Below are 20347 nucleotides of genomic sequence, written 5' to 3' on the forward strand. Positions count from 1 at the left end.
CGGACGAGCCGCGGGACGTAGCATTTTTTACCTCAGGCGTCCACGGTACTCTTCTTAACTCCGACGTCCGCAGTACTCTTCTTAACTCCGACGTTCCTGCGGCACTTCTTACCTCCGACGTTCCGCAGTACTCTTCATAACTCCGACGTTCCGCGGCTTGTCCGCGGAATCCACTAAACCTCCTACTCTACTGGATCCCGCGGACGAGCTGCGGGACGTAGTATCAAGTGGGTATCGGAAAGCACAATGAAGGCTTTTGGGCTAGACAATAAAACTATCAATAGCTTATTCGAGAGGCGTAAAAAATTGTTCGATATCCTCTTCACTCAATGTCATCGCCGTTGCGGAATCAGCAGACAATATCCCTTCCACTAATTGCCTTTTTCTTTCTTGCATGCCGAGAATGGCTTCTTCGACAGTACCTGAAGTAATCAGTTTATAGACAAATACTGGATTTTCTTGTCCTATCCGATGAGTCCGATCGGTTGCTTGATCTTCCACTGCGGGATTCCACCAAGGGTCATAATGTATTACGGTATCTGCGCGGGTTAAATTGAGCCCTGTTCCCCCTGCTTTCAAACTAATAAGAAAGATTGGAGTGTTCCCTTCTTGAAATTTTTCCACAAGGGCTTGACGGTGCATCGTTTGGCCCGTTAATTTCAGATAGGTATAATGTCTTCGCTGTAATTCTTCTTCAATTAATTGCAACATGGAGGTAAATTGAGAAAAGACTAAAACCCTTCTTCCCTCTCCTACTAAATTATCCAACAAATCCATTAACGTTTCGAGTTTTGCTGAGCTTCCTTGTGCAAGAGTTGCTTCTGGCAAAGACAATAAGCGGGGATCACAACACACTTGACGCAGTTTCAATAACGCATCTAACAGAAGAATATGGCTCTTCCCTAACCCTTGTCTTGCAATTGCATCACGAACCTTTTTTTCCATACTCATTCGAATGGCTTCGTATAAATCGCGTTGAGCTCCTGTTATTTCTATAGTACGTGTTATTTCCGTTTTAGGGGGCAATTCCCGCGCAACTTGATTCTTGGTTCTTCTCAATATAAATGGTTGCACCCTTTTGATGAGCATTTCCCGTCTTTTCACATCGGCATGTTTCTCAATTGGCGTTCTAAACCAAAGCCTAAATTGTTTTGCATCACCCAGCAATCCGGGCATTAAAAAGTGGAACAGAGACCATAATTCTCCTAAATGATTCTCCAAAGGGGTTCCCGTAAGACATAATCGGTGGGTAGCAATTAATTGTTGAATGATTTGTGTCGTTTTGGTTCGAGCATTTTTAATAAATTGAGCTTCATCCAAAATTAAATAATAAAAAGGATAAGTGACAAACTTGTCTTTATCCCGATGAATTAAGCCATAGGTAGAAACAACGAGATCATAATCATCAAAATTATCTTGATGCCTCTCCGAACCATGATAAATCAAAACTTTTAGATCAGGAGTAAAACGTTTCGCTTCCGCGGCCCAGTTTCCTACAAGGCTGGTAGGGGCAACAATCAAAGTAGCTGTTTGAGTACGGCCTTGTTCTTTTTCATATTGTAAATGCGCCAAAGTTTGTACGGTTTTACCTAAGCCCATATCATCAGCTAAAATGCCGCTAAAATGAGTGGTCCTCAAAAATTGTAACCAATTTAATCCACTGCGTTGATAATCCCGTAAGTGAGTCTTTAACCCATCAGGTTGTGGTACTTCAGGGATATGGGTTAATTGGGCTAAACTCTTTATCTGATCTCTTAAATGTTCAGCACCTTGCCAACGTGTTTTGGTCGCCTTAATTGCTAATTCAGCTTCACGCATCAAGATAAATTGATATTTATTCATTTGCACCGGTTGGTTTTCATCAAAATGACGCAAACCAAATTGGAGTAATACGCGAACTAATGGTTTAATCCTTCCCATTTCTAGTTGCAATGCGCGTCCTTGGTGCAAAGGCAATTTAATCAATTGAGAATCAGGGAGACTATCCAATTCATTACCCGTATAACGGTGTATTAAATCAGCCACTAATGGCACAATACTTACTGGCTTCCCCTCAACTAAAATTCCCAATTGGTATGAGAAAAAATCTGTTGTATTTTCCTGAAGCTCAGAATACCATTCGACCTCATCAGCATGAAGAACTTCCTGATAGATAGAGCTATCCACTTCCACCTGCCAACCGCGGCTTTGTAACTCAGGAACTAACTGATTATGAAGAAACTCCAGATCAGCGAAAACATTCATATTCTGTAAAATAAAATCAGCTTTTTTTACTTTTTCCCATTGCTCATTCTCCCAAGCTCTTGGAACTCTTAATTCGAGTAGTTCCTGCACTTCATTCCATTTTGTTTTTTCAAATTCTTTATTACGTGGATATTGAAGTAACATTTCTTTATCTTGGCAAACTACAGCATGGCAGGGATCAGAACCAGGAATCACCAAACCTGCATAATTAAACAGGATTCGTGCAGTAATCAATTCGTGCAGTTCCTCTTCCGAATCAAATACTAACGGAGACTCCTCCTTCATTTCACCAATGGAATCTATAACAAGAACTGGTATGGGCATTATCTGATGCCTTTCACTTTTTTCAAAAACCTTGGGCACGGGAAACTCAGGACAGGTCTTCGCCATTTTTTGAGCAAGCAGGGTCGCCTGATCTATTGGTATAGGCGGTGCTTCTAGTAAATAACCCAATTGTTTCATAGGATAAGGGGTTATAAGACGCCCTACTTCCAGACCATCAAAATACCAACTCTCATCCAAGAGCAAGGGATCCAGGGCTTGGCCTTCATGAATTAATAACAAATTTTGGCATCCATTAAGAGATAACACCCATTCACATATAGCTTGAATGGGCTTTCCTAGCCTAATCGGATCCTGCTGATTTTGAATAAAAAAGGCTCTTCCGGTGTTAATCATTCGTTCAAGTAATTCACTATTACGAATGAATAAGGTATCAAACCAACCAGAGACACCACATTTAAACAAAAGTAAAGCGACCAGCTCATTATCATCACCCATAAAGTGCTGCTTTTTCGATTCAGAAAGGCTATTAAACGGAATCATTTTTCCATAGCCTCCACGTTTTAATTTTTTAGCCAAAGCTAATTGAACCGCCACCCGATGCTCATATCCATCGAGTCTGATTTCTAATAGATAGACCAAATGATGTGTTGCATCAGGTGCTTTCACGGTTGCAGCTTCCTGAGCACGTAAATTTTTCAACCAACTATCAAGCCGTTTGTCTAACTTGGTATTTGAAAAAGAAGGTGAGCTGACTTTTTCTCTATCACGGAGCGCAAAAAGACATGCTGCGGCATGTTTGCAATTATATTGATAAGGACAGGTGCAATTCGCTAGCTTCTGAGGCCAAGCTTTAAGATCCATATAAACATCATAAATTTGATTGGCACTGCCTTTTACTCGTCCCTTCAATAATCCGTCACTAAATCGAATATTGAGCACATGCCCATTTTCAAAATATTCTTGACCTCGCAATAATATTTTAGCCTCAAAGACTTCTGGCATTTTGGAGAGTGCTTCATTTAACATTTTGGGCGTCTTTTACTGGACAAAGGATCTATTTTAGTCAATTTTTAAATTAATTAACAATTTTATCTTAATAAATAATTGTTCGTATGAGTGCTCTGTTGGTATATTAGTTCAAAATGATGGAATTTTAGGTGCCATACGGCCTATGCGTATGTCATACATAGACATGCAGGTTGGCATATTTTAAATCCTCATCATTTTGAACTACTACAGTCAATAAGACCCTGTTTATCTCATTTTGAATCTTTTTAGAGTATATACCATGCAAAAAAACCTTACTGTACTTATGGCACAAATTAATCCCACAGTAGGTGCATTAGCATCCAACAGGGATAAAATCATTGAGGTTATAAAAAACAAACAAACAGATCATAATATTATAGTTTTCCCTGAACTGGCCTTGACCGGTTACCCCCCTGAAGATTTGCTTTTTCGTAAGGAGTTTCAATACGCAATAGACGAACATATAAAACAAATACAAGCGGTAACCAAGGATTGTTACGTCCTGGTTGGACATCCCAGCACTGATAAAGGAAAACTATATAATACAGTCAGCGTTTTTTATCAGGGGGAAAAGGTTTCAGAATATCACAAACAAAACTTACCAAATTATCAAATTTTTGATGAAGCAAGGTATTTTACTCCTGGTGAAAAAATCCCTTGTATTCTCAATATCAATGAATATCAGGTAGGCATCATTATTTGTGAAGATTTATGGACCCCTGGCCCTGCAGAAGACTTAATTGAGAAAGGAGTATCGGTATTACTAGTATTAAACGCTTCTCCATTTGATACCAGTAAATATCAAAAAAGGGAAGCACTGCTGGAATCCTATGCGAAACGTGGAGTATGCATCATCTATGTGAATCAAATCGGAGGACAGGATGAACTGTTGTTTGATGGTCAATCTTTAGCCATGGATTCACAGGGTAAAATTTGTGCACGTTCCCCGGCATTTAAAGAGGATTTACATACCATTTCAATTCAAGGCAACCTGCTGGAAGGTGAAGTTACCCCCCTTCTCAATTTTGAGCCATTAATTTATGAAGCTTTACTATGCGGCACGCGGGATTATGTGAATAAGAATCATTTTCCAGGGGTTTTAATTGGATTATCAGGAGGAATAGATTCTGCATTGACTTTAGCGATTGCTGTAGATGCTTTAGGCGCTCATCGGGTTCATGCTGTACTTATGCCTTCTCGTTACACCGCGACGATGAGTAATGAGGATGCTTTAATCCAAATTGATAGATTAAAAGTATCACATTCCACGTTATCGATTGAACCTGCATTTAATGCGTTAATGACCACTCTGGAACCGGAATTTTCAGGACTGGCCCCTGATACCACTGAAGAAAACATTCAAGCGCGGATTCGGGGTTTATTGATCATGGCTCTCTCGAATAAAACAGGTAAAATGGTACTTACAACATCCAATAAAAGTGAAGCTGCTGTTGGGTATGCTACTTTATACGGAGACATGGCGGGGGGATTTTCGGTTTTAAAGGATGTGCTTAAAACCCAAGTTTATGCTTTGGCGAGATATCGCAACAGCCTTTCGGAAATTATACCTAAACGGGTTTTAACCCGTGCCCCATCCGCTGAATTAAGAGCCAATCAGACTGACCAGGACAGTTTACCTGATTATTCTACATTAGATTCCATCATTCTTGCTTATATGGAAAAAAATTTAACTCCCGCAGAAATCATTCAGCAAGGTTTTGATCCAGAAACCGTCGCAAGAGTGGTTCATCTGATTAAACGTAATGAATACAAACGGCGTCAATCTTCTCCAGGTATTAAAATAAGTACCATGGCTTTTGGAAGAGATTGGCGTTACCCGATTACTAATGGTTTCTAAAGCTTTGATCTGGCTTAGAGCGTAATTATTTCCAACTTCCTGTCTCCTATTTGATAGGGTAAAGGAAGTTGGTAAAGCCTCCTAAAAGATTGGGCTACATCAAGTTAGGACATTGAATTTTGGCCCATCGCTGGAGTGTCACTTAACTCCATGCTGCTCTTATCCATTTTTTGATGCTCTTGCCAAAAAACAGGTAATTGTGATAGTGCTGAATATCGTGTTTGATCTAGTTTTTTGGGCGCATTTTTTTCCTGAGCAGTTTTAACCCCAATTTCCTGGTTAATGGTAGCTTTCTCACCTGTCTGACTTACAAATCGCTCTTTCATGTGTTGCTCTATCTTTTCAAAACGTTTTAAATTTAATTTACCTACACTGGAGTCAATTGTATGCGCTTCATCAGCCGTTCTCTGGTGTGGTTTCTCTTTTTTTTGAAACACATGAGCTAACATACTATTCATTTTTGTTAATTTAGAAGTAGCGATGGATTGCGCAGTTTTTACTTGCAGCAATTGGGATTTAAATTGCAGAATATTGGCTTCATTTAAAGGATTTGGATGATCAGACAACCAAGATTCTAATTTCGGATGATCTATCCACGAAATTTGGTTGGGGACACCCATGCTATTAAACCACCAAAGACTTGCATCATTTTGTGTACGGCGTAACACGAATGTTGAAGTGACGCCACTTTCTAAAAGTTCTTCATTACTCAATGCCGTATGTGTTTTTGGATCTTCAGGATTGATAAGTAACTGGACCTTAACTAAATATTGTTCTCTCGCCTTGAGACATTCTCTTTTAACTTGTCTTAGATGGACTGAGTTTAATTTTTCAACATCCGGATTGTCTAGAGATCCCAATTTCTGCACCAACTCATCACCTGAATTAAGTGGATAGATTTCACCGGTTACGTCTACCCAGGATAGATGCCATTGTTTCTCTTCATAAGTTAAAGAAAAGACAATTTTTTCATTTGATTTTATCTGATATTTTTTGGCTTCCGATAGATTATTAAAAACCAACACATTTTCGACAAGTTGACGTGCATTTTGGCGTGCTACTTGGCGTTCTAATTCTCTACTTTTAATATCTTCCAACGTCGATTTATATTGAGTCATAAAGCTGTTAATCTGTAGGATAACTTGTTCCTTGAGCTCCATAACAAAAGTATGAATCAGCTGTTCTTCCAAAGGTTGATAATCAGGAACTGCATCGATTAATTCAAGAAAGAGGTAATAATTGTATGAGCCAACTTTCCACTCTCCTTCACTAATCATCAGTTTGAATTCTTGCAATCGCGTATACGCATCTGGAAAATTTTCCATAACATTGATTGACTGCTCAACTTTTTCGCCGCGAGTTCTGGTGTATTGATAGAACCACCCTGTTATCCATGATTTTACAGGTTGCTCATATTTTTTCTCTGCGCGTCGAGCTATTGCAACTATCTTTTTTCGTCCCTCTTCAGATTCATTTGCAATAATGCTTAATACTTGTTCCACAAATTCTTTAGACACTTCTAATGGCTTTTTTTTCGGCATTTTTTGAAACTCCTTTTTCATGATGCAAAATCATCATTACATTAATGTTTATTTTATACAAGCAGAAAATTATTAAGCTAAATTGTTCGCATGAGTATAGGCCTGTAAATTTTTCTACATCATGGAAAGCTATAATTATGAGACTATAATAATTATCTTTTGACCAAATATTATTCCATTTTTAAATGGTTAGCTTGCTTCTTCTTCCTAGAAAAACATTGGGATTTTCATTTTTATCGTCTGCATTAAATAGAAGCATTACCTTTGCGTCTATATTTTTTTAAATTATTTTGAGAACAGTCGCTGCAAAAAATCTTATGAAAGCTAACCCTGAGAAGTATAGACTTGAATTCAAATTATGCCATAAATAGCAGTTTCTCGCGATTAGGATTAACGATCCATTTATGAGCAAAATTTACATCCATTTCTCTCTTTCCCAAAATATCTTTATGGAGGCTTGCAAAATTAAAGTAACGAGTTAACATGATTCGACAAAAAAATAATAAAAAAGGGATGTTATGAAATTCGCATTTTTTTCAGTCAGTTTTTTAGCTAGTAGTATTGCTGCGGCAGCTACTCCAGTCAATGGGTGGTATTCCAGTATATTTGGAGGATATGCCCATTTAAATGGAAATGTATCAACCACTGTTTTAGGGTTACATTTTGATGATGTAGATTATGAAGCAGGTTGGAACGCTGGGTTAAGGCTTGGCTACCAATGTAGTCCAATGCGCTATGAATTGGAATACACTTATATTAGAGCAAATACCCAAAACTTTACTATAGATGATATCGATCAAATAGGTGTTACGGGCAATACTTATGTCCATGCAGGAATGGCAAACTTTTACTTTGATTTTGGTGATGGGCTCCTACCCACAATTTACCCTTTCATAGGTGCAGGCATTGGCTATGCTTATGTGAACACCTCATTAAAAAGCACCGGTACACTTGCTGGGACACTCTTTGACGTAAACGAAGGGGCTCTTGCTTATCAAGGAACATTCGGCCTGACTTATAACTTCTCAGAAAACTGGGCCTTAAATGCTTCTTATCGTTATTTTGCAACGGCAAGTAACGATGACTTTGGAAGGACATTACAGACTTCACTGGGTAACGTGGGTGTTGTTTATCGTTTTGATTACTCTACCTATAAATAATATTATTTATAAATCTGATTAAGGTTGGTTTTAGTTCCCAACCTTAATTGGTTCATGTACTAACATAAATTTTTTTAGTGTTTAGGAATGATGAATTTTAGTATGATCTAAAACTTGCGGTTCTTGCCATAGTGTGACAAATAAAACCATCACTAAAGGCCCTACGAACAAACCCAGCAGACCTAACGTTTCCACTCCCCCCAATATACCAAAAAGTACAGCTAAAAATGGCAATTCAATGGCTCCACCAATCAAAGCGGGCTTCACAAAATGATCGGCCACAAACATCACCAGGGTACCCCAAACCAAAACTATGATTGCGCCTATCATACTGCCCAATGAAAACAGGATTATGGCGACAGTGATGAACACGATAGGGACAACAAAGGGTATCATTGCCGCAAGCGCTGTAATAAAACCAACAAGTGTTGGTGCCGGGAAACCCACCAATCCATAACAAATACCCATGAGAATACCCACGCCTAAACCTACAACTATTGTTCCATTAACGGTAGCTCTTAAAGCTTTAGGAAGTCTGTCCGCATAGCGAAACCATCTTTTACCCAAACAATACTCCCCCACTTGGTAAATTTGCAGTATTAACCGATCGCCGTCCCGGTAAAAGAAAAATAAACTCAGTAAAGTAAAGCCTACCTGAACACTTCGATGCGCTAAATTTGAGCCGATTTGTTTCACATAATAGCTCGTTGGCGTTAACGATAAATGGACATTGGACAGAAGGCCTTTAATCATTCCTGGTTTTCCGATATGGTTATCCCAATAGATAACCAAATCATTTCCTAGAAAAGGAAAATCTTTTAAAAACTCAGGGGCAGCACCGCCTTGTTGATTTAAACCTTGTAAAAAATTAATGAATATTTGTAATTCTTTAATCAGTAAACTGAGTAACCAGCTTAATGGCAATAGAAACAAGAAGCCTATTAAAGTGGTAAAAAGTAGTGCAGATAAATTGTCTTTATTGAGAAAAAAATATCGCCATTTTTCATACAAAGGATAAGTTGCAATACAAATTATCGAAGCCCAAATTAAGGAAGGAACAAAACGATGAATTATAAACAAGCTTAAGGCTACAATGCCGATGGTCAAGCCCATACTGATGAGCTCTTTATGATTTTCATTCATGATGCAAAACTCCACGCTAAAAGTTGCATCAACACCCAGGCCGGTACAGCAGCTAAAACATCATCGAGCATGATCCCCAATCCTCCCCGGACTTTTTGATCGATGTAGTCGATTGGTTGAGGTTTCCAAATATCGAAGATTCGAAATAGTATAAATCCCATGATCATCCATATAGCACCTTTGGGTGCCATAAACATTGTTAACAAATAGCCTACCACTTCATCCCAAACAATTCCTTTATAATCATGGACCCCTAAATCCTGAGAAACCTTGTCGCAAACCCATATCCCTAATATTAATGCTAAAAAGGTAAAAGAAAGATAAATAATCCAATGAGCATTCATTAATAGCAAATAAAGAGGAATTGCGGCTAATGTCCCCCATGTACCAGGAGCCGTGGGCATTAATCCACTTCCAAAACCAAAAGCTATAAAATAAAGGGGATCCTGGAAAACAGCCTTTGCTAAATTAATTTGTTTCATCATTTTTCTCTATTCTAGCTAATTAAATGGTGGTCTTGCATAAGACAACTTCAATCATTTATGAATCTCTAAAATGATAGTATCCTCTTGGTTCTATCTTGTGGCAATGATTGCCTTTTTTCAGTCTTAAACCCGGCTCTCTCTCAATAACGCCAATGGGGTAGCAAGATATATGCTCTTTCTTTAATGCTTCCATAAAGGAACTGAATCGATCTTTTGGCACTGTAAAGCATAACTCATAATCATCCCCTCCAGCGATTGCCAAATCCAATGCATTATCCGGTGAAAAATGGTGTAGCAGAGAATGTATCGGAATTGCCTCTTCTTCGATACATCCACCCACACCACTTGCCACACATAGATGATTTAGGTCAGCACTGAGTCCGTCCGAAATATCAATTGCAGCAGAAGCATAAAGACGTAAATAATCAATGAGGTCAGTTCTCGGCCTGGGATGAAGAAGTTTTTCCATCAATTCAGTTTCATATTGCTCTGATATTTTTTTATCAAGAAGCGAAACCGCTAAGGCTGCACCTCCTAATTCACCTGACACCACAATAATGTCTCCAGGTTTCGCCCCCCCTCTTGAAACCGCTTTACCTTGTGGGACAGTGCCAAAAATAGTAAGGGTTATCGATAAAGGACCTTGAGTTGTATCCCCACCAATTAAAGCCATATTGAACTGGTTTAGGGAATACTTTAATCCTTGAGCAAACGAAGTAAGCCACTGCTGATCCACTTCAGGCAAAGTTAGGGCAAGCGTAATCCAACAAGGTTCTGCAGCCATAGCGGCCATATCGCTCACATTCACCAAAACCGATCGGCAAGCGATGTCATAAGCTTTCCATTCGGGTAGGAAATGCACACCAGATACTAATGTATCGACGCTCACCAATAAATCAGTGCCCTGAGGTATACGCACACAAGCGGCATCATCCCCTATTCCTAGCAATACTTCTTTTCGCTTGTGGGCAAGTGGTTTAAAAAAGTGATCAATAAGCGAAAACTCATCCATAGTTTTGTTTTATTTCAGCAGAACGCACTTGTTGTGCTAAATTATTCAACACCCCATTGACATAACGGAACCCATCTTGAGAACCAAATTCTTTGGTGAGCGAGATAGATTCATCAAGGACAACCTTATACGGGATTTCCGGACAGTAGAGCAGCTCAAAAGAACCAATACGCAATACAGTTAATTCGATTGGATTTAACCCTGTAATCTCTCTATCAAGAAAGGGTTTAATGCTGGTTTCCAAAGTTTCTACATGAGCTGGAACTCCATGTAGAATACGGCAAAAATAATCTGCATCTACTTTATCCATATTATTAATCACACGAAATTGAGCTTCAATTTCATATAAGTCGCTTCCAGACATTAACCATTGATACAGAGCCTGAAGCGCTAACTTTCTTGCTTTTCTTTTACCACTAATTGACTGCTTTTCCACCTTTACCTCATGAACTCTTCTGAAACATCTCTATAGCTCCTTCCCAAAATTAAAAAGGGGAAGGAAAAAAAATCCGATTATTTTTTATTCATCTGATCGATGGTTTGCCTGAAATCGCTCACGTCTTTAAAACGTTTATACACGGATGCAAAACGCACATAAGCTACATGGTCCAGGCTATATAATTCCTTCATAACCAATTCACCCACTATCTGTGAATCAATCTCACGCTCACCTCGACGACGTATTTCCTGGGTGATCGAAATAATCGCTGCTTCCAAGGCATCGACACTGACTGGTCTTTTCTCCAAAGCGCGTAACATGCCTGATCTTAGATTATCTATATTAAATGGCTCGCGCCTCCCATCACGCTTCACAATCAAGGGCATGATGAGTTCAGCGGTCTCGAACGTAGTAAAGCGTTCATGACAAACAAGACATTCTCGTCTTCTGCGCACCTGTGCACCCTCTGCGACCAGACGCGAGTCGACTACTTTTGTTTCTTCTGCATGGCAAAAAGGACAAAACATAATTATTTATAAACCGGAAACTCACGACACAAAAGCAATACTTGCTCTTTAACATTCGCTATAGTCGTTTCGTTGTTAATGTCATCAAGAATATCGGCAATCCAATTGGATAAAAGCGTCATTTCTTTCTCTTTAAACCCACGGGTAGTCACCGCTGGAGTTCCCATACGTAAACCGCTGGTTACAAAAGGAGATCGTGGATCGTTAGGAACTGTATTTTTATTTACGGTAATATTGGCCTTATCTAAAGCAGAATCGGCATCTTTACCCGTAATGTTCTTTTCAATTAAATCGACCAATAACAAATGGTTGTCTGTACCGCCTGAAACAATTTTATAGCCTCGATCCATGAGTACTGAGGCCATTGTCTTTGCATTTAATAAAACTTGTTGCTGGTATTTTTTAAACTCAGGCAATAAAGCCTCAGCAAAAGAAACTGCTTTGGCAGCGATAACATGCATTAAGGGACCACCTTGATTGCCCGGAAAAACCGAGGAATTCAATTTTTTTTCTATTTCCTCGTTGGCACGACAAAAAATCATGCCCCCCCTGGGACCTCGAAGCGTTTTATGGGTTGTCGTGGTGACGACATCCGCATAGGGAACAGGGGAAGGATAAAGGCCTACTGCAATTAATCCGGCAACATGAGCCACGTCTGCCATCAGATAGGCACCGACTTTATCAGCTATTGACCTGAATCGTGGCCAATCAAGAACACGTGAGTAAGCAGAAAAACCCGCGATAATCATTTTGGGTTTATGGGCTATCGCCAAACGTTCTAATTCATCGTAATCGATAAGACCTGTCTTCGCATCCACACCATAAGGAAATGCGTCATAAAGCTTGCCGGAAAAATTAACCTTTGAACCATGCGTTAAATGGCCTCCATGAGGTAATGCCATACCTAAAATAACATCTCCAGGAGATAATAAAGCCATCATAACGGCTGCATTAGCTTGTGATCCGGAATGAGGTTGTACATTAACATAATCTGCTTGAAATAGCTTTTTTGCACGTGTAATTGCCAGTTCTTCTGCGACATCAACATATTCGCATCCACCATAATAACGCTTTCCAGGATACCCTTCAGCATATTTATTGGTTAATACCGATCCTTGGGCCTGTAACACACGCGGGCTGACATAATTTTCTGATGCAATCAGTTCTACATGCTCTTCTTGTCGGCGTTGTTCACCAACAATCGATTGAAATAATTCCTTATCAAAATCTTCTATGGTATAGCTTTCGTCAAACATGAATAATCCTTGGAAAATAGTTAAGGCCTTACGATGATGTCATTACGAACCTTCCTAACACCATCCACGTTCGCAGCAATAATCCCTGCTCTTTCTTTCAATCTTGGGGTAGGAACAAAACCACTGAGTTGCACTTCGTCTTTAAAAGTTTTAACCTGAACTGCTAAACCAGTACGCCCTAACTGGTTGACTAATGTTCCCTTGACCTTGGCAGTGGTCGTTGAGCTGTCAAGGAACTCTCCAGTACTTTCCGTACCTGGAGAGGCAACACAAGCTATGGTAAGGATCGATAAAAGTCCCACAAACAACATTTTCAGTGAGTCAGGCATCCAAAAACTCCCTAAAGAAAAAATGTCTAAAGAGTACCACAAAATTCATCATGTTACGAATTGTGATTTGAAATCTTTACAGACTTTCTGTTGGTATTGTCTATTCAGCTCACCACCCTATTTTTTTCTTCACGATATCAATCTTATCATGTCCATGAACCTTGTTCTTATCTTTATTTTTTACCACTGTATGTCCCTTATGATGGCTTTGTTTGGCATGCTTATTCACTTTGTCAGACTGCTTGCCATGACCGTGGACTGTTGCTTGATTCGACTCCTGGTGGGGTTGTTTAAAACCGTGATGATGTGGAGGATGACGGTAATCATGGGGCCGTTCATCAAAACCATAAATTTCAGCACGTGGAGGAACTGAGTGATAATAACCTGCATCATAATATTCAGGCTCGGTCAACTCACATGAAGTTATAAGTGGAAGCAACAAAAGACAAGGGATGAAACGCTTCATGAATTACTCCTAATAGTACAAAATAAAAAAGGGAAGGTGCAGTAAATGCAACTTCCCTATCCAAAATAAGCTGAGCTTATCTTATGGTATTAATTATTTTTTTGGTGCAATTTCAACTTTATCGCTTTTAACACCTTTGTTCAGATAATTCACGATACGAACAGTGCTGTTAACATTTGTCCAACCTGAATAAATTGTGCCGTATGGACCTTGAATTAAAAGATTCATACCTGAATGGCAGTAACCGTAGTAATACAAGCTGATGTAATGAGGCGCATCATAATAGAAAACTGTAAAAGGATCTAAGGGAGCACCATCATCAAAAGTACCGTATACACGAACGTTGTCGATACTGTTATTGATAATCTCAATCTCACAATAACCTGGATACATCATGGATTTACCAGCAGGCTTTTGAGTTTTATCAGATTCGGTAGCTTTTGGATGCAAATGAGCATTTGCTGCAAAAACTTGGCCAATTAAAGTAAAACAAAGAGCAAATAACAAGGACTTCAACTTCATGGTTTCTCCTTTACGTGATGAAAGCTGCATAGTAGCAAAGTGTTGTATTTAGTCAATAGGATTTTTTTGTAACCATGAAATAAATAAAATTGCAGATTAGAAACACAATTAGGGTAATAATATTCAACATTCATGTTATATTTGGCAAATTTGTTTGCGCAGTCCTAGGAGTATTCATGAAGAAGCGAATGATCATCATGGCAATTGCCTTATTGATTATCTTCGGTGGAATCATTGCTTTCAATTTGTTTAAAGCGTTTATGATTAAACGCTTTTTTGCCAGTTATAAACCACCCGCAGTTACTGTTGCCTCCGCTGTAGCCAAAGCAGTCGACTGGCAGCCAACGATTCATGCAGTAGGTAATTTCGTTGCATTGAATGGAGTTGATGTGAGTGCGCAGGCCTCAGGAAATGTGATAAAGATTGACTTTGAATCGGGTCAGTACGTGGATAAAGATGCGCCTCTAATCACTATTGATGATAGTGTCGATCAAGCGCTGTTAAAATTTAATCAGGCAGAACTCACACTAAAAGCTTTAAGTTACAAACGTCAGAATGATTTATTTAAACGTGGCGCTTCCCCAATTTCTATGGTGGATGAAGCAAAAGCAAATCTTGATCAAGCCCAGGCAAAACTGGATCAAACCAAAGCACAAATCAATCAAAAGCATATCAAGGCCCCCTTCTCTGGAAGATTAGGGATCAGACAGGTTAACCTGGGCCAATTTATCAGTCCTGGCCAAACAACCATTGTTTCCTTACAATCTCTTGATCCATTGTATTTGGAATTTTATCTTCCTGAGCAGCTTTACAAACAAATTCGGCCTGATCAAACCATCACATTTTCTGTAGAAGCCTTTCCGAATGCACTTTTTGAAGCCAAAGTTTCGGCGATAAACTCTAAAGTGGATCTCAATACCCATAATATGTTAGTTCAAGGTACTCTCGCGAATTGCCCCACCGCTGCAATTAAAGATCCAGAACATTCCCCTCTCGTAAAAACGCGTTTTGAACCGATGGGGACAAAACGGATTATTACTTGCAATACAGAATTAAATCTCAAAAATAAAATTCACAGCTTTACCTTTGTACCGGGGATGTTTGCTGCAATTGAAATAAGCCAACCTGCTGAACCGAATACAGTGATTGTCCCTTCTACCGCGATATCTTATAGCTTGTATGGTAATGCGGTATATATTATTGAAAAAAATGCAGGGGGGGAGAAAAATCCTGATGGTTCTGATTTGCTAACAGTGAAACGGGTTTTTGTGACCACAGGGGAACAACATGGTAATTACACCGTAATAAAGAAAGGAATTAAGGCTGGACAATTGGTGGTAAGCGCGGGAGAAATCAAATTACAAAATGGAACGCCTGTTGTAATAAATAATGATGTCAAACTCAATGAATCCAGTAATCCGGATTTATTGGGACAATAGTTACAATTCATGTATGCCGAATTCGGGATTCCGCGCACAAGCCGCGGAACGTCAGATAATATGAATTTATATTGTATTTGTCATCGTGGCGCAGGGATTCAGATGCCTACATCCCGCGGCTTGACCGCGGGATCCAGTGATTTCGCATGATTAATGGATTTTAAATATAGTCGCGGAACGTCTGAATAAGAACGTGAGTCATTAACGTAATCGCAGCTTTCTGCTTTACCAAGGTGATGTTTTAAATAGACATAGCCTATCATAAAAAATTTTTAAATCAGGAACAGTTTATGAAGTTTACCGATCTTTTTATCAAACGGCCCGTACTTGCCATGGTAATCAGTTTGCTCATTTTTCTTTTTGGTATTAATTCCATTAACAACATGCAAATTCGTCAATACCCCCGTATGGATAATACCGTAATCACGATTATGACAGCTTATCCTGGGGCTGATGCTGATCTCATTGCCGGATTTATTACATCTCCTTTAGAAAAGGCAGTAGCCAGTGCTGAGGGTATTGATTACATGACCTCTTCAAGTACTCAAGGGTTAAGTACCATTACTTTGAATATCAAACTAAATTTTGACCCTCAAGTGGCTTTTACGGATGTCATGAGCAAGGTACAGCAAACGCTCAACCAACTGCCTCGCGAATCCCAACAACCGGTGATATTAAAAACATCCGACAGTTCAACAGCATTGATGTACATCAGTATGGACAGTACTGAAATGACCCCGCAACAAATTACGGACTATGCAACCCGTGTAGTTCAGCCACAACTGCAGACCGTTGATGGCGTAGCAAAAGCAGAAATTTTAGGCGGCGCCACTTACTCGATGCGTATTTTTCTTGATCCAATCAAAATGGCAGCTTTAGGGGTTTCTCCTTCAGATGTATCCATGGTACTTGCCAAAAATAATTTTCTTACAGCCGCAGGAAATACTAAAGGGGAATATGTTGCACTCAGCATCACTGCAAAAACCGATCTGAATGACACTGCCCAATTTAGTCATTTAATTGTGAAAAGCGATAAGGGCTCCATTGTTCGATTACGAGATATAGGACGTGTTGAATTGGGTTCTCAAGACTATGATACCTCTGTTACCTTCAATGGGAAAAAAGCAGTATTTTTATCAATCACCCCAACGCCCACAGCAAACCCATTAACAGTCATAAGCGATGTGAGAAAAATTCTCCCCTCAATCATCAGGGAATTCCCACCCTCTCTCACGGGGACAATCGTTTACGATGCCACTGCCTTTATTAGGGCATCATTGGATGAAGTGACCCATACAATTATCGAAGCAGGTTTAATAGTCGTCATCGTCATTTTTTTATTCTTGGGTTCCATCCGTTCCGTATTCATTCCAATTGTTACCATACCTTTATCCTTAATTGGTGTCTGTACTTTAATGCTGATACTCGGATACAGTGTTAATTTACTGACCTTACTTGCTTTTGTTTTGGCTATTGGCCTTGTGGTCGACGATGCAATTGTGGTTGTTGAAAACGTACATCGTCATTTAGAAGAAGGCAAAACACCCTTTGATGCTGCGATTATTGGTGCCCGAGAAATCGCGACACCCGTCATAGCAATGACGATTACACTTGCTGCGGTATATGCTCCAATTGGATTTATGGGTGGTTTAACGGGTGCTTTGTTCAAAGAATTTGCTTTTACCTTAGCCAGTGCTGTAATCATTTCGGGAATTATCGCTTTAACCCTTTCCCCTATGATGTGCTCCAAGGTGTTGTCTATAGAAAATAGTAGCGGCAAGTTTGCCCATTTTATTGATAATTTTTTCAACAAACTTAAGCTAAGATATCAAAGGGCACTCCATAGTTTATTGGACACACGAGCTATTATGCTGTTTTTTGCAGCAGTAGTCATTTTAATGCTTCCTTATCTTTATACTCATACCTCCGCAGAAACGGCACCCGATGAAGATCAGGGTTTCTTTTTTGTCATGGCAATGATTCCTCAATATGCGACTTTGAACTACATTGAATCATTCACTAAACCATTTGATGAAATTTATAAAAGCTTTTCTGAAACAGAAAATTATTTTACCGTCAACAGCACCAGCCAAACAATTTCAGGAATGGTATTAAAACCCTGGAATCAGCGCAGTAAAAGTCAATTTGCTTTGAAACAGCCTTTACAAGATAAATTATCACAAGTCGCAGGGTTGAATGCTTTTGCCATTGTACCCCCACCTCTTCCAGGTGGAGGCGGTGGAACGCCAGTTCAATTCGTCATTAAAACCACAAATGACTTTCAAAGCTTATTGGATGTTTCAGATAAGCTCACAGAGAAAGCGAAAAAAAGCGGATTATTTATTTATGTAGATAACTCCTTGAAATTCAATAAACCACAAATAGTATTGGACATTAACCGTTCTAAAGCCTCAGAAATGGGATTGGACATGCAAGCGGTAGGAAGCAGTTTAACCAGTGCTTTATCCGGTAGTTATGTCAATTATTTTAATTTAGAGGGGCGTAGTTATCAGGTGATACCGCAATTAAACCGCTCCTTCCGTATGACTCCCGAACAGTTAGGACAAATTTATGTAAAAACAATGAATGGCACTATGGTTCCCCTTTCAACTGTAGTGACGGCACAGGAAAAAATTGCGCCGAATGCCGCATCGCATTTCCAACAAATGAATTCGGCAACGATACAGGCAGTGATGATGCCCGGTAAAACTTTGGGCGAAGGTCTTGAGTTCTTGCAAAATGCCGCAAATGATATATTGCCTAAAGGGTTCTCCTACGACTATGGCGGTGAATCAAGGCAGTTTATTCAAGAAGGGAGTGCGTTGTTGTTCGCATTCGTATTTGCAATCCTTATCATCTTTTTGGTTCTTTCAGCCCAATATGAAAGTTTCCGCGATCCCTTAATTGTTTTAATCAGCGTGCCAATGTCCATCTGCGGTGCCCTCATCCCCTTAAATCTGGGTCTCGCGAGCATCAATATTTATACACAAGTTGGGTTGATCACCCTTATTGGCCTAATCTCAAAACACGGTATTTTGATCGTTGATTTTGCCAATCATTTACAAAGAGAAAAAAATCTGGATAAACGCGCAGCAGTAGAGGAAGCTGCCGGAATTCGCTTAAGGCCCATCCTCATGACAACAGCTGCCATGGTGTTTGGCGTATTGCCACTTTTAATTGCCAGTGGTGCGGGCGCTGTAAGCCGGTTTGATATTGGCCTTGTGATTGCAACGGGATTACTCATAGGAACTGGATTCACTTTATTTGTAGTTCCTACTTTATATACTTACATAGCAGAAGATCATCGCTCTAAAAAAGAGGAACCTCAATTTGACGAAGCAAAAATCCCTGATGTTCAAGTCCCTATCCAGGATCATTAAAATAAAGACCCTTTAGAGAAATGCAACTTCCACCATTTAACTACCAGATACAAGGGCAACTATTTTTGTTTTAAAATAAAGACAGTTGCTTCGCTTTAGCGTTCATCCTTTGTAATTCACTCCAAATTTCTTATACTTCTTATAGAAGAGAATCATGATGAAGGATAAAAATCGTGACGTCTTTAAAACGCATTAACTTAAATTTAATATTGCATCTAGATGCCTTGTTAACAGAAAAAAACGTCACTGCGGCAGCTGCTAAAGTATTTGTCAGCCAGCCTGCAATGAGTTCCTCTTTAAAGCAGCTTAGAGAATTATTTAAAGATCCCCTACTGATACCTGGTAAAGGAAAATACCTACTCTCCCCAAAAGCGAAAGAATTACAGTCTCAATTAGAACAAATTATGTTGGATTTGAAAAATGTCTTAATGCCTGGTGAGCAGTTTGATCCCCTTCATTCAAAAAGATCATTTAAAATTGCGCTACCCGATTATGTTGAATTAATCTTGCTGCCATCCTTAATGTCAGCCCTTGAAAAGCTTCCCCATATTGTCGTTGAAACCACTATTGAATCGATGGCTGATAACCCACTATTTTTTGTTGATGATCATGTAGATATTGCCATTGGAGCCATTAATGAAAATACAATGTCCTCTCAACTTCAAGCGGAAAAATTATATGAAGAAGAAATCATTTGTTTTGGGAGCCATAAAAACCCTCTTTTAAGTCAGCCCATAGCTTTAAAAGATTATTTGGCCTGTAAACATATCGCTTTTAGTTTTAATCCAGCAAGATACAGTCATTCAGCAGAATATTTACTCAAAAGAAAAAAAGTACGCAATGACATGCTCTTTGTAAAAAACATTTTGCCAGCCATTTTTGCAGTAGCAAATTCCGATACAGTTATTTCCACCGCCCCAAGTTTTTTAATTAACATTTTCGCAGAACAATTCAATTTGAAAATGCAACCGCTACCATTCGATCTGGAGCCGACCCCTATTTATCTCGTCATGCACAATAAAAGCCAATATGATGAGGGAGTACATTGGCTGGCCCAATTAATCAGTTCGAGCATTAAAAATTTGAACAAGTGGTGAAGGCACTGTTTAAAATTGTAACCTTAAATCACATAAGAAGTCCCATAAAAATTTTGTATACCTCGTATATTAATAATCCATTTTTTCTAAGGAGCCAAAGCCTTTATCATGCACTAATTGGTTATTGGAGAGCCA

Annotated in this window: 16 protein-coding genes; 5 read left to right on the forward strand and 11 right to left on the reverse strand. The window is 39.3% G+C overall.

Going from position 1 to position 20347, the window contains the following annotated elements:
* Positions 1–285: 285 nt before the first annotated feature.
* Entirely contained in the window at positions 286–3555 is a 3270-nt protein-coding gene (locus BU07_RS0116270) for a DEAD/DEAH box helicase (RefSeq protein WP_031567921.1), read from the reverse strand.
* 262 nt (positions 3556–3817) lie between these two features.
* On the opposite strand from BU07_RS0116270, the gene BU07_RS0116275 reads away from it, so the two are divergent.
* Positions 3818–5416: an NAD+ synthase gene (locus BU07_RS0116275; protein ID WP_031567924.1), complete on the forward strand. Its 1599-nt coding sequence runs from the start codon at positions 3818–3820 to the stop codon at positions 5414–5416.
* A gap of 104 nt (positions 5417–5520) precedes the next feature.
* Here BU07_RS0116275 and BU07_RS0116280 read toward each other — a convergent pair whose 3' ends face one another.
* The gene (locus BU07_RS0116280; protein ID WP_031567927.1) at positions 5521–6957 is read right to left on the reverse strand and encodes a hypothetical protein; all 1437 of its coding nucleotides are present in this window, start codon (positions 6955–6957) and stop codon (positions 5521–5523) included.
* A gap of 518 nt (positions 6958–7475) precedes the next feature.
* Here BU07_RS0116280 and BU07_RS0116285 point away from each other — a divergent pair.
* The gene (locus tag BU07_RS0116285; RefSeq protein WP_031567929.1) at positions 7476–8117 is read left to right on the forward strand and encodes an outer membrane protein; all 642 of its coding nucleotides are present in this window, start codon (positions 7476–7478) and stop codon (positions 8115–8117) included.
* An 81-nt stretch (positions 8118–8198) separates the two neighbouring features.
* Here BU07_RS0116285 and BU07_RS0116290 read toward each other — a convergent pair whose 3' ends face one another.
* The 9 genes from BU07_RS0116290 to BU07_RS0116330 form a co-directional block, all read right to left on the reverse strand.
* Complete coding sequence (locus BU07_RS0116290) at positions 8199–9260, reverse strand: AI-2E family transporter (RefSeq protein ID WP_031567931.1); 1062 nt, start codon at positions 9258–9260, stop codon at positions 8199–8201.
* Entirely contained in the window at positions 9257–9742 is a 486-nt protein-coding gene (locus tag BU07_RS0116295; RefSeq protein ID WP_031567934.1) for a phosphatidylglycerophosphatase A family protein, read from the reverse strand. The genes BU07_RS0116290 and BU07_RS0116295 overlap by 4 nt, the downstream gene beginning before the upstream one ends.
* A 58-nt stretch (positions 9743–9800) precedes the next feature.
* Positions 9801–10757 carry a thiamine-phosphate kinase gene (gene thiL / locus BU07_RS0116300; RefSeq protein ID WP_031567935.1) on the reverse strand — a complete coding sequence of 319 codons (957 nt, stop codon included), beginning with the start codon at positions 10755–10757 and terminating at the stop codon, positions 9801–9803.
* Complete coding sequence (nusB, locus tag BU07_RS0116305; RefSeq protein WP_031567937.1) at positions 10750–11193, reverse strand: transcription antitermination factor NusB; 444 nt, start codon at positions 11191–11193, stop codon at positions 10750–10752. The genes thiL and nusB overlap by 8 nt, the downstream gene beginning before the upstream one ends.
* 77 nt (positions 11194–11270) lie before the next feature.
* Positions 11271–11723 (reverse strand): transcriptional regulator NrdR, encoded by a 453-nt coding sequence (gene nrdR, locus BU07_RS0116310; RefSeq protein ID WP_031567939.1) that lies wholly within the window; start codon positions 11721–11723, stop codon positions 11271–11273.
* Between the two features lie 2 nt (positions 11724–11725).
* Positions 11726–12979, reverse strand: a complete 1254-nt coding sequence (gene glyA, locus BU07_RS0116315) for a serine hydroxymethyltransferase (RefSeq protein ID WP_031567940.1) — start codon at positions 12977–12979, stop codon at positions 11726–11728.
* 20 nt (positions 12980–12999) lie between these two features.
* Positions 13000–13308 carry a BON domain-containing protein gene (locus BU07_RS0116320; RefSeq protein WP_031567942.1) on the reverse strand — a complete coding sequence of 103 codons (309 nt, stop codon included), beginning with the start codon at positions 13306–13308 and terminating at the stop codon, positions 13000–13002.
* A 109-nt stretch (positions 13309–13417) separates the two neighbouring features.
* Positions 13418–13774 carry a hypothetical protein gene (locus BU07_RS0116325; RefSeq protein WP_031567944.1) on the reverse strand — a complete coding sequence of 119 codons (357 nt, stop codon included), beginning with the start codon at positions 13772–13774 and terminating at the stop codon, positions 13418–13420.
* A 93-nt stretch (positions 13775–13867) separates the two neighbouring features.
* Positions 13868–14296 (reverse strand): hypothetical protein, encoded by a 429-nt coding sequence (locus BU07_RS0116330; RefSeq protein WP_031567946.1) that lies wholly within the window; start codon positions 14294–14296, stop codon positions 13868–13870.
* Between the two features lie 176 nt (positions 14297–14472).
* On the opposite strand from BU07_RS0116330, the gene BU07_RS0116335 reads away from it, so the two are divergent.
* The 3 genes from BU07_RS0116335 to lelA all read left to right on the forward strand — a co-directional run bounded on the left by BU07_RS0116335 (position 14473) and on the right by lelA (position 20212).
* Positions 14473–15735: an efflux RND transporter periplasmic adaptor subunit gene (locus tag BU07_RS0116335; RefSeq protein WP_031567947.1), complete on the forward strand. Its 1263-nt coding sequence runs from the start codon at positions 14473–14475 to the stop codon at positions 15733–15735.
* A gap of 290 nt (positions 15736–16025) precedes the next feature.
* On the forward strand, positions 16026–19115 hold the full coding sequence (locus BU07_RS0116340; protein WP_031567950.1) for an efflux RND transporter permease subunit: 3090 nt from the start codon (positions 16026–16028) through the stop codon (positions 19113–19115).
* A 173-nt stretch (positions 19116–19288) separates the two neighbouring features.
* Entirely contained in the window at positions 19289–20212 is a 924-nt protein-coding gene (gene lelA, locus BU07_RS0116345) for a LysR family transcriptional regulator LelA (protein WP_031567952.1), read from the forward strand.
* The last annotated feature ends 135 nt before the right edge of the window (positions 20213–20347 follow it).

The organism is Legionella wadsworthii DSM 21896 = ATCC 33877 (assembly GCF_000701265.1).
GTDB classification, from domain to species: domain Bacteria; phylum Pseudomonadota; class Gammaproteobacteria; order Legionellales; family Legionellaceae; genus Legionella; species Legionella wadsworthii.